The sequence below is a fragment of the Pseudomonas sp. LBUM1641 genome, from assembly GCF_059716235.1.
The window spans coordinates 499,127-511,219 of record NZ_CP166815.1; the positions used below are offsets into that span (position 1 = coordinate 499,127).

At 61.3% G+C, this 12,093-nt stretch carries 7 protein-coding genes; 5 read left to right on the forward strand and 2 right to left on the reverse strand.

The genetic code is table 11. The features are described 5' to 3' along the window. Positions 1-2: 2 nt before the first annotated feature. From ACA046_RS02280 to hemE, 4 genes are all read left to right on the forward strand, one after another. Entirely contained in the window at positions 3-1,568 is a 1,566-nt protein-coding gene (locus ACA046_RS02280; RefSeq protein ID WP_459025571.1) for an SPOR domain-containing protein, read from the forward strand. Between the two features lie 350 nt (positions 1,569-1,918). Continuing rightward, complete coding sequence (gene gltB / locus ACA046_RS02285; protein ID WP_497675840.1) at positions 1,919-6,364, forward strand: glutamate synthase large subunit; 4,446 nt, start codon at positions 1,919-1,921, stop codon at positions 6,362-6,364. 32 nt (positions 6,365-6,396) lie between these two features. Further along, positions 6,397-7,815 carry an FAD-dependent oxidoreductase gene (locus tag ACA046_RS02290; protein WP_076015449.1) on the forward strand — a complete coding sequence of 473 codons (1,419 nt, stop codon included), beginning with the start codon at positions 6,397-6,399 and terminating at the stop codon, positions 7,813-7,815. Between the two features lie 242 nt (positions 7,816-8,057). Further along, the gene (gene hemE / locus ACA046_RS02295; protein ID WP_076015450.1) at positions 8,058-9,125 is read left to right on the forward strand and encodes a uroporphyrinogen decarboxylase; all 1,068 of its coding nucleotides are present in this window, start codon (positions 8,058-8,060) and stop codon (positions 9,123-9,125) included. Positions 9,126-9,178: 53 nt separating this feature from the next. Here the strand turns inward: hemE and ACA046_RS02300 are convergent, their stop codons facing one another. Next, on the reverse strand, positions 9,179-10,396 hold the full coding sequence (locus tag ACA046_RS02300; RefSeq protein ID WP_497677037.1) for an MFS transporter: 1,218 nt from the start codon (positions 10,394-10,396) through the stop codon (positions 9,179-9,181). A gap of 181 nt (positions 10,397-10,577) precedes the next feature. Between ACA046_RS02300 and ACA046_RS02305 the strand changes: the two genes are divergently transcribed. Then, positions 10,578-11,471 (forward strand): LysR family transcriptional regulator, encoded by an 894-nt coding sequence (locus ACA046_RS02305; RefSeq protein ID WP_076015463.1) that lies wholly within the window; start codon positions 10,578-10,580, stop codon positions 11,469-11,471. 160 nt (positions 11,472-11,631) lie between these two features. Here ACA046_RS02305 and ACA046_RS02310 read toward each other — a convergent pair whose 3' ends face one another. Further along, a complete protein-coding gene (locus tag ACA046_RS02310) occupies positions 11,632-12,081 on the reverse strand; it encodes a hypothetical protein (protein WP_076015464.1) in 450 nt (149 codons plus the stop codon). Between the last annotated feature and the right edge of the window lie 12 nt (positions 12,082-12,093).

A 12,093-nucleotide genomic window follows, 5' to 3' on the forward strand; every position in this document is an offset into this window, starting at 1 on the left:
CGATGACTAGTTTGCATGCCGACGAGGCGTTCCTCGGCCATTACCAGTTAAGCCACGACCCTTTTGCTCCACGGGTGCCTGGTTTCAAATTTTTCCCTGCGCAACGCAAGCCGGTGCTCGGGCAGTTGCACCACCTCGCGCGCTACAGCCAGCTGTTGCTGGTGGTTACCGGCCCTCTGGGCAGCGGCAAGACTTTGCTGCGCCAGGCGCTGGTGGCCAGTACCAACAAGCAGTCGGTGCAGAGCGTGGTGGTTTCCGCCCGTGGTGCCGGTGATGCGGCGGGCGTGTTGCGCCAAGTGGCCCAGGCCCTGGACGTGTCCACTGCCGAGCCGAATGCGATCCTCAAACAAGTGGTGCAACTGGGCCTGACCGGCCAGGAAGTCTACCTGCTGGTGGACGACGCCGAGCAGCTCGACGAATCCGCCCTGGAAGCATTACTGGCCCTGGCGGCCGGTACGCCTGAAGGTCGTCCGCATGTGTTCCTGTTCGGCGAGTCTTCGCTGATTGCCGAACTTGAGCAGATCAGCGGCGAGCAGGAACTGTTCCACGTCATCGAACTGCAGCCTTACGAAGAAGAAGAAACCCGCGAATACCTCGCCCAACGGCTGGAAGGCGCAGGGCAGGGCATCGAACTTTTCTCTGCTTCGCAGATCTCTGATATTCACGAAAGCTCCGACGGCTGGCCTGGCACCATCAACCAGGTTGCCCGCGATGCCATGATCGAAGCCATGATTGCCAGCCGCTCTGCGGTCAAGCGTCCAAAGATGGGGTTCACTATGCCTAAGAAGCACGTATTGGCAATTTCTGCCGTTGTCGTGGTCGCTGTTGCCGCCGCCTGGTTGATTCCAGGTCGCAACAAGGCCCCGACCACCGCTGGCGCGCCAACCGAACAGGCGCAGTTGCCACTGGGCAAGCCAACACCGAACGTTGAGTTCGCCAACTCCGGCCAACCGACCAACTTGCCGATGGTTGGCCAGCCAGTGATGCGCGGCCCGCTCGCCGAAGAAGCCGGCGGCATTTCCGAAGGTGACGATGGCGTGCCGGTAGAGGGCTCCAGCGCCACGCCGCCGACCGTGACCACCACCGCGCCACCTGCGGGCGTGCCGGCGGGTCAGCCAGCTGCCAAGCCAGCACCGGCACCGACGCCTGCGCCGGCTCAAGTCGCTACCGCCAAGCCAGCGCCAGTTGCGAAGCCAGTAGCCCCGGCGCCGGTGGCCAAACCAGCGCCTGCCGCCAAGCCTGCTGAAAAACCTGTGACCGTGGCCAAGGCCGGCGCTGCCGGCAGCAGCTGGTACACCAGCCAGCCTACCGGTAACTTCGTGGTGCAGATCCTGGGCACCAGCTCCGAAGCCAACGCCCAGGCGTTCGTGAAAGAGCAGGGCGGCGAGTACCGTTATTTCAAGAAAGTGCTCAACGGCAAGCCTCTCTTCGTGATCACTTACGGCAACTTCTCCAGCCGCGCAGCAGCTGAATCCGCTATCAAGGCCTTGCCAGCGAAGGTTCAGGCTGGTAAACCTTGGCCTCGCACTGTCGCCAGCGTCCAACAGGAACTGGCAACAACTCGCTGAAGATTCGGCGGCCTTACCCAGGCCGCCTCTCCCGGCACCTCAAAAAAATCCGCAAGTGCGTGCTGCCTTCCAGGCCGCGCGCTTTGTGGTGTCTGCGCACGTCGCTTTTGAGTCGTAGCGGTCAGAATTAAAAAAGTTTTGACTAGCACAGCATATCGCTTTAAACCTTTCATAAATGCGACATAGATTTGCGACATTTCGTCGCTAAATTTGTGAGCGTCTGTGTCGGTGTGTACAATGACCTCCCTTTTGCCCCCGCTAAGCCGGCGTACGTTCGGCGTGGAAGGTAACCGGTTGAATTGAAAAGAAATTTGCCTCGGAATAAGAGGCAGCCTGGTGAGAAAGTGTCTATGAAAGCAGGTCTGTACCAACCCGATGAATTCAAGGATAACTGCGGTTTCGGCCTGATAGCCCATATGCAGGGCGAGCCCAGTCATACCCTTTTGCAAACGGCCATCGAGGCCCTGACCTGCATGACCCACCGCGGTGGGATCAACGCCGACGGCAAGACCGGTGACGGTTGCGGCTTGCTGATTCAAAAGCCCGACCAGTTCCTGCGCGCAGTCGCCAAGGAGCATTTCGGCGCCGACTTGCCCAAGCAGTACGCCGTGGGCATGGTGTTCTTCAACCAGGACCCGGTTAAAGCCGAAGCCGCTCGCGAGAACATGAACCGCGAGATCCTGGCCGCCGGCCTGCAGCTCGTCGGCTGGCGCAAAGTGCCGATCGACACCAGCGTGCTCGGCCGCCTGGCCCTGGAGCGCCTGCCACAGATCGAACAAGTGTTCATCGCAGGCGACGGCCTGAGCGACCAGGACATGGCGATCAAGCTGTTCACATCGCGTCGTCGTTCGTCCGTGGCCAACGCCGCCGACACCGACCACTACATCTGCAGCTTTTCCCACAAGACCATCATTTATAAAGGCCTGATGATGCCGGCGGATTTGACCGCCTTCTATCCAGACCTGAGCGATGAGCGCCTGCAAACCGCGATCTGCGTGTTCCACCAGCGTTTCTCTACCAACACCCTGCCGAAATGGCCGCTGGCCCAGCCATTCCGCTTCCTCGCCCACAACGGCGAGATCAATACCATCACCGGCAACCGCAACTGGGCCGTAGCCCGTCGCACCAAGTTCGCCAATGACCTGATGGACCTGGAAGAGCTCGGCCCGCTGGTCAACCGCGTGGGTTCTGACTCCTCCAGCATGGACAACATGCTCGAACTGATGGTCACCGGCGGCATCGACCTGTTCCGTGGCGTGCGCATGATCATTCCACCCGCGTGGCAGAACGTTGAGACCATGGACCCCGACCTGCGGGCGTTCTATGAGTACAACTCGATGCACATGGAACCGTGGGACGGCCCGGCCGGCGTGGTAATGACCGACGGTCGCTACGCCGTGTGCCTGCTCGACCGTAACGGCCTGCGCCCGGCGCGTTGGGTGACCACCACCAACGGCTTTATCACCCTGGCGTCGGAAATCGGCGTGTGGAACTACAAGCCGGAAGACGTGATCGCCAAAGGCCGTGTCGGCCCGGGCCAGATCCTCGCCGTGGACACCGAAACCGGTCAGATCCTCGACACCGATGCCATCGACAATCGCTTGAAGTCTCGTCATCCGTACAAGCAATGGCTGCGCAAGAATGCCCTGCGCATCCAGGCGACCATGGAAGACAACGACCACGGTTCGGCTTTCTACGACGTTGACCAGCTCAAGCAGTACATGAAGATGTACCAGGTCACTTTCGAAGAGCGTGACCAGGTGCTGCGCCCGTTGGGTGAGCAGGGTTACGAGGCCGTCGGTTCCATGGGCGACGACACGCCAATGGCCGTGCTGTCCCAGCGCGTGCGCACGCCGTACGACTATTTCCGTCAGCAGTTCGCCCAGGTGACCAACCCGCCGATCGACCCGCTGCGCGAAGCCATCGTGATGTCCCTGGAAGTGTGCCTCGGTGCCGAGCGCAACATCTTCCAGGAATCGCCTGAGCACGCTTCCCGCGTGATCCTCAGCTCGCCGGTGATTTCCCCGGCCAAGTGGCGTTCGTTGATGACCCTGGACCGCCCGGGCTTCGACCGGCAGATCATCGACCTGAACTACGACGAGAGCCTCGGCCTTGAAGCCGCTGTGCGCAACGTCGCCGATCAGGCTGAAGAAGCCGTGCGCGCCGGCCGTACCCAGATCGTGCTGACCGACCGTCATATTGCCCCTGGCAAGCTGCCGATCCACGCCTCCCTGGCCACCGGCGCAGTGCACCATCGCCTGACCGAAAAGGGCCTGCGTTGCGACTCCAACATCCTGGTTGAAACCGCCACAGCCCGCGACCCGCATCACTTTGCGGTGTTGATCGGCTTCGGCGCTTCGGCGGTGTACCCGTTCCTCGCGTACGAAGTACTCGGCGACCTGATCCGTACCGGTGAAGTCCTGGGCGACCTCTACGAGGTGTTCAAGAACTACCGTAAAGGCATCACCAAGGGCCTGTTGAAGATCCTGTCGAAGATGGGCATCTCCACCGTCACTTCGTACCGTGGCGCACAGCTGTTCGAAGCCATCGGCCTGTCGGAAGAAGTCTGCGACATGAGCTTCCGTGGCGTGCCAAGCCGCATCAAGGGCGCACGTTTCGTCGACATCGAAGCCGAGCAGAAAGCCCTGGCAGCCGAAGCCTGGAGCGCGCGCAAGCCGATCCAGCAAGGCGGCCTGCTGAAGTTCGTCCACGGTGGCGAATACCACGCCTACAACCCGGACGTGGTCAGCACCCTGCAAGCTGCCGTGCAGCAGGGCGACTACGCCAAGTTCAAGGAATACACCGCGCTGGTGGATAACCGTCCGGTGTCGATGATCCGCGACCTGTTCAAGGTGAAAACTCTGGACACGCCGCTGGCCATCAGCGAGATCGAGCCACTGGAATCGATCCTCAAGCGTTTCGACTCCGCCGGTATTTCCCTGGGCGCCTTGTCGCCTGAGGCTCACGAGGCCCTGGCCGAAGCCATGAACCGCCTGGGTGCGCGTTCCAACTCCGGCGAAGGCGGTGAAGACCCGGCCCGCTACGGCACCATCAAGAGCTCGAAAATCAAGCAGGTCGCTACTGGCCGTTTTGGTGTAACCCCGGAATACCTGGTCAACGCCGAAGTGCTGCAGATCAAGGTCGCCCAGGGCGCCAAGCCGGGTGAAGGCGGGCAACTGCCAGGCGGCAAGGTCAATGGCCTGATCGCCAAGCTGCGATATGCAGTGCCGGGCGTGACCCTGATTTCGCCGCCGCCGCACCACGACATCTACTCCATCGAGGATTTGTCGCAGCTGATTTTCGACTTGAAACAAGTCAACCCGCAGGCCCTGGTCTCGGTGAAACTGGTCGCAGAAGCCGGCGTGGGCACCATTGCCGCCGGTGTGGCCAAGGCCTATGCCGACTTGATCACCATCTCCGGCTACGACGGCGGCACCGGCGCTTCGCCGCTGACCTCCATCAAGTACGCCGGTGCGCCGTGGGAGCTGGGCCTGGCTGAAACGCACCAGACCCTTCGCGGCAACGACCTGCGCGGCAAAGTCCGGGTGCAGACCGACGGTGGCCTGAAGACCGGCCTCGACGTGATCAAGGCCGCGATCCTCGGCGCTGAAAGCTTCGGCTTCGGCACCGCGCCCATGATCGCCCTGGGCTGCAAATACCTGCGCATCTGCCACCTGAACAACTGCGCCACCGGCGTGGCGACCCAGAACGAGAAGCTGCGCAAGGACCACTACATCGGTACCGTCGACATGGTGGTGAATTTCTTCACCTACGTCGCCGAAGAAACCCGTGAGTGGCTGGCCAAGCTGGGCGTGCGTTCGCTGGAAGAGCTGATCGGCCGTACCGACCTGCTGGACATCCTCGAAGGTCAGACCGCCAAGCAACAACATCTGGACCTGACGCCGCTGCTGGGCAGCGATCACATCCCGGCGGACAAGCCACAGTTCTGCCAGGTTGACCGCAACCCCCCGTTCGACAAGGGCCTGCTGGCCGAGAAGATGGTCGAGATGGCCAATTCGTCGATCAACGACGCAAGCGGCGGCGAATTCGCCCTGGATATCTGCAACTGCGACCGTTCCATCGGCGCACGCATCTCCGGCGAAATCGCGCGCAAGCACGGCAACCAGGGCATGGCCAAGGCGCCGATCACCTTTCGCTTCAAGGGCACCGCTGGCCAGAGCTTCGGTGTGTGGAACGCCGGTGGCCTGAACATGTACCTCGAAGGCGACGCCAACGATTACGTGGGCAAGGGCATGACCGGCGGCAAGCTGGTCATCGTTCCGCCGGTCGGCAGCGTCTACAAGACTCAAGACAGTGCCATCATCGGCAACACCTGCCTGTACGGCGCAACCGGCGGCAAACTGTTTGCAGCCGGTACGGCCGGTGAGCGGTTCGCAGTACGTAACTCCGGTGCCCACACCGTGGTTGAAGGCACCGGCGATCACTGCTGCGAATACATGACCGGTGGTTTTGTCGCGGTGCTGGGCAATACCGGCTACAACTTCGGTTCGGGCATGACCGGCGGTTTCGCCTACGTGCTGGACCAGGACAACACCTTCGTCGACAAGGTGAACCACGAGTTGGTGGAGATCCAGCGGATCAGCGGCGAAGCGATGGAATCCTATCGCAACCACTTGCAGCATGTGCTGGACGAATACGTTGAGGAAACCAACAGCGAATGGGGTCGTAACCTCGCTGAAAACCTCGATGACTACCTGCGTCGTTTCTGGCTGGTCAAGCCCAAGGCTGCCAACCTGAAATCGTTGCTTTCCAGCATCCGTGCCAACCCGCAGTGATATGCGCCTGAAGAGTTTGATGAGGTTTTAACATGGCTGAACGTCTGAATAACGACTTCCAGTTCATCGATGTCGGGCGCAAAGATCCGAAGAAGAAACTGTTGCGTCAACGCAAAAAAGAGTTCGTGGAAATTTACGAACCCTTCAAACCCCAGCACTCGGCCGATCAGGCCCACCGCTGCCTGGGTTGCGGTAACCCGTATTGCGAATGGAAGTGCCCGGTGCACAACTTCATTCCGAACTGGCTCAAATTGGTGGCCGAGGGCAACATCCTCGCCGCCGCCGAGCTGTCGCACCAGACCAACACCTTGCCGGAAGTGTGCGGCCGGGTCTGCCCGCAGGATCGTCTTTGCGAGGGTGCGTGTACCCTCAACGACGGCTTCGGCGCGGTGACCATCGGTTCGGTGGAGAAGTACATCACCGACACCGCGTTCGCCATGGGCTGGCGCCCGGACATGTCCAAGGTCAAGCCAACCGGCAAGCGCGTCGCGATCATCGGCGCGGGCCCCGCGGGCCTGGGCTGCGCCGACGTGCTGGTACGTGGCGGTGTGACCCCGGTGGTGTTCGACAAGAACCCGGAAATCGGTGGCCTGCTGACCTTTGGCATCCCCGAGTTCAAGCTGGAAAAAACCGTACTGAGCCATCGTCGCGAAGTCTTCACCGGCATGGGTATCGAGTTCCGCCTCAATACCGAAATCGGCAAAGACGTGACCATGGAACAACTGCTCGAAGAATACGATGCCGTGTTCATGGGCATGGGCACCTACACCTACATGAAGGGCGGCTTTGCCGGTGAGGACCTGCCGGGCGTGTACGACGCTCTGGACTTCCTGATCGCCAACGTCAACCGCAACCTGGGCTTTGAAAAGTCGCCGGAAGATTTCGTCGACATGAAAGGCAAGAAGGTCGTGGTGCTGGGCGGTGGTGACACTGCGATGGACTGCAACCGTACTTCGATTCGCCAGGGTGCCAAGTCGGTGACCTGTGCCTACCGTCGTGACGAAGCCAACATGCCGGGCTCGCGCAAAGAGGTGAAGAACGCCAAGGAAGAAGGCGTGAGATTCCTCTACAACCGCCAGCCGATCGCTATCGTCGGTGAAGACCGCGTCGAAGGCGTGAAAGTGGTCGAGACCCGTCTCGGCGAACCGGACGCCCGTGGCCGTCGCAGTCCTGAGCCGATCCCGGGTTCCGAAGAGATCATCCCGGCAGACGCCGTGGTCATCGCCTTTGGTTTCCGCCCAAGCCCGGCGCCGTGGTTCGAGCAGTTCGAAATCCAGACCGACAGCCAGGGCCGCGTTGTAGCCCCGGAACAAGGCCAGTACAAACACCAGACCAGCAACCCGAAAATCTTCGCCGGTGGCGACATGGTTCGCGGGTCTGATCTGGTGGTGACGGCCATCTTCGAAGGCCGCAACGCCGCTGAAGGGATCCTGGATTACCTGCAGGTCTGACCCCGATCCCGGATTGAAATGGGATCAAAATGTGGGAGCGGGCTTGCTCGCGAATGCGGTATATCAGTCACCAGATGTGTTGGCTGACCCACCGCTTTCGCGAGCAAGCCCGCTCCCACATTTGTTTTGCGGCGCTTTCATATCCGCGACAAATTGACCCGATAGACAAAAGGCACGGCTCTTGCCGTGCCTTTTGCGTCGCGCTCTGAGAAAATGTCCGCACTTTTTTTGCGGATGCCGACATGACTGCCCTCAAGAACGACCGTTTCCTTCGTGCCCTGCTCAAGCAACCTGTGGACGTCACCCCTGTGTGGATGATGCGCCAGGCCGGTCGCTACCTGCCGGAATACCGCGCCAGTCGCGCCCACGCCGGCGACTTCATGAGCCTGTGCATGAATCCGGAGTTCGCCTGCGAAGTCACGATGCAACCGCTGGACCGCTATCCACAGCTGGATGCGGCCATCCTGTTCTCCGATATCCTGACCATCCCTGACGCCATGGGCCAAGGCCTGTACTTCGAAACCGGCGAAGGCCCGCGTTTCAAGAAAGTCGTCAGCACCCTGGCCGATATCGAAGCCCTGCCGATCCCTGATCCGCATAAAGACCTCGGTTACGTGATGGACGCCGTCAGCACCATCCGCCGCGAGCTCAATGGCCGCGTGCCGCTGATCGGCTTCTCCGGCAGCCCGTGGACCCTGGCCACCTACATGGTCGAAGGCGGCTCGTCGAAAGACTTCCGCAAGACCAAGGCCATGCTCTACGACAACCCGCAAGCCATGCACCTGCTGCTGGACAAGCTGGCGCAGTCGGTCACCTCCTACCTGAACGGCCAGATCATGGCCGGCGCCCAGGCGGTGCAGATCTTCGATACCTGGGGCGGCAACCTGTCGGCGGCGGCGTATCAGGAATTCTCCCTGGCCTACATGCGCAAAATCGTCAGCGGCCTGATCCGCGAACACGAAGGCCGCAAAGTGCCGGTCATCATGTTCACCAAGGGCGGCGGCCTGTGGCTGGAAAGCATCGCCGACGCTGGCGCCGACGCGCTGGGCCTGGACTGGACCTGCGACATCGGCGAAGCCCGTCGCCGCGTGGGCAGCAAGGTCGCGCTGCAAGGCAACATGGACCCGACCGTGCTGTACGCCAAGCCGGAAGCCATCCGTACTGAAGTGGGGCGCATCCTCGCCAGCTACGGCAAAGGCAGCGGTCACGTATTCAACCTCGGCCATGGCATTACGCCGGAAGTTGATCCAGAACACGCAGGCGCGTTCCTGCGGGCGGTGCATGAGTTGTCGGCGCAGTATCACGAGTGATCGCGCGGCAATGAAAAAGCCCGGCAGATGCCGGGCTTTTTTGTGAGCGGTGATTAAGCCTTGGCTTCCTGCAACGGCGGCAACTTCGCCAGTTTCAAGGCCACCAGCAACGCGACGATCAGCAGCGCAACGATAAACCCGCCAATCCCGTTCCACCCGGCGTAGTGCCAGAAGAAACCCCCCGCCGTGCCCGCAATACTCGACCCGACGTAATAACTGAACAGGTACAGCGACGACGCCTGGCCCTTGGCTTTGAGCGCGCGGCGGCCGATCCAGCTGCTGGCCACCGAGTGGGCGCCAAAGAAGCCGAAGGTGAAGATCAGCATGCCGGGCACTACCAGCCACAGCGGGGTAAACAGCGTCAGGGCGATGCCGCCGAGCATCAGCACGATGGTTGCCCACAGTACGCGACGGCGGCCCAGGCGGTCGGCCAGGGAGCCGATTTTCGCCGAGCTGTAGATACCGGAGAGGTACACCAGCGACAGCAGGCCTACCACGGCCTGGCTCAACTCGTAGGGCGAGGCCAGCAGGCGATAGCCGATGTAGTTGAACATCGTCACAAAGGCACCCATCAGCACGAAAGCTTCAAGGAACAGCCACGGCAGGCCGGCGTCCTTGAAGTGCATTGTGAAGCCATCGAGCAAGCTGCGCGGGTTCAGGCGGTTTGCGCGGAAATTGCGCGACGGTGGCAGGATTTTCCAGAACACCGTGGCCGCGATCAGCGCCAGGGCGCCGATGATCAGCATCGCCGTGTGCCAGCTGACGAAGTCGATCAGTACGCCGATGATCAAGCGCCCGCTCATCCCGCCAATGGCGTTACCGCCGATGTACAGGCCCATGGCCAGGCCGATGTGTTGCGGGTGGATCTCTTCGCTCAGGTAGGTCATGGCCACCGCAGCCAGCCCGCTGAGGGACAGGCCCACCAGTGCGCGCATCAGCAGGATGCCTTCCCAGCTCGGCATCAGGCCGCTGGCGATGGTGGCCAGCGCGGCGCAGAACAGCGCGGCAACCATGACCGGCTTTCGCCCAAAGGTGTCGGAAATCGGCCCGGTGATCAGCAGGCCAATGGCGAGCATGCCGGTGGCTACCGAGAGGATCAGGCTGCTTTGTGCGGCATTGATGGAAAATTCGTGGGACAGCGCCGGCATCATCGGCTGTACGCAGTAGAGCAGGGCAAAGGTGGCAAAACCGCCGGAAAACAGCGCCAGCACCGTGCGCATGAACATCGGGGTGCCTTTTTCGATGTACTGCTCGTTGAGCTGTGCCACCACTTCATCGAGGGCGGTGGGCGGTACTTCTTGAGCAAGCGGAGCGACAGCAGATTTCACGCGGGACCTCGGGGAGGAAAGACTGCCAGGGCTGACAATGCAAAAAAGAATATAGCTCGCTAATGATTCTTTCCAATATATTGTTCGACCTGTTTAAGAGCTTTTACGACCTAATGAGGTTTTCATGGAATTGCGCCACCTGCGTTACTTCATCGCCGTGGCTGAAGAGCTGCACTTTGGCCGCGCCGCGCAGGTGCTGGGCATCTCCCAGCCGCCGCTGAGCCAGCAGATCCAGGCGCTGGAGCAGGAGATTGGGGCGCGGTTGTTCGAGCGTACCAATCGTCGGGTCGAGCTGAGTGAGGCGGGCCGGTTGTTCCTGCAAGAGGCGCGTCTGGTGCTGGCGCAGGTGGATAAAGCGGCGGACGTGGCGCGTCGGGCGCAGTTGGGTGAACTGGGGGAGTTGAAGATTGGCTTCACCTCTTCCGCGCCGTTCAACTCCAGCATCCCACAGGCGATCTTCGCCTTTCGCCAGGCGTTCCCGGCGGTGCATTTGAATTTGCAGGAGATGAGCAGTACGGAAGTGGCCGAGTCGCTGGTGGACGAGTCGATACAGGTGGGGTTGATGCGGCCGTTGCCGTTGCCTGATTCGCTGAGTGTCGTGGAACTGATGCGCGAACCCTTGGTGGCCGTGCTGAACGCCGGGCATCCGTTGGTGGAGGGCAGTGAGCGTGGTTTGCACCTGGCGCAATTGGCCGAAGAGCCGTTTGTATTTTTCCCGCGGACTTACGGCAGCGGGTTGTATGCCCAGCTGCTGAACCTGGCGCGTGATGCAGGCTTCAGCCCGCACTTCGCCCAAGAGGCAGGCGAGGCGATGACCATCATCGGTTTGGTGGCGGCGGGGCTGGGTGTTTCGGTGCTGCCGGCGTCGTATCAGCGGATACGCATTGATGGCGTGGTTTACCGCACGTTGTTGGATCAGGAAGCGGTGACGGCGGTGTGGCTGGTGCAGCGTAAGGGCCAGCAAACGCCGATGGCCAAGGCGTTTGTCGAGTTGCTGACCCGTAAAGCGTTGGTATGACCGACGTATAACCTGTGGCGAGGGAGCTTGCTCCCGCCGGGCTGCGCAGCAGCCCCAAAACCCGACGACTGAGTTTTACCAGACAACCCTCAGTCGCAGGTTTTAGGGGCGCTTCGCGCCTCAACGGGAGCAAGCTCCCTCGCCACAGAGAGCGGGCGTTTCAGTTCTGCTTCGAAGTCCCGGTTTGCTGGAACAACTGCGCCGCCGACCCATTGTCACTCACACCATTGGTGCGCAACGCCGCCAGAATATCCCGGTCCAGCATGCTCACCCAACGGTTGTAGTTGCGGTGGATCTTGCCGTCCTTGTAGCCCAGGTCGCGGCTGTCGCGGTAGGTGATGGCGTAGCTGGTAGCGGTGTAGCGGATGTCGATTTCAGCGTGGAATTTGTTGCGCACGTTGATCTCGGCCTGCACCAGCCGCGGGCTCAGGCGCTGTACGACCCATTCGCGTTTGTTCAAGGCCGCGATAATGGTCTGCTTCATCTTTTCTTCGTTGACCTGCGGGTTTGCCGGCAAGTCGTGCTGGGTGTTGAGCACCGGTTTATTGGTGCAGCCAGCGGTGGTGAGCAGGGCCAAAGCGACCAGTGTTGCGCGTAGCAGGGAAGACATTCCATTTCTCCA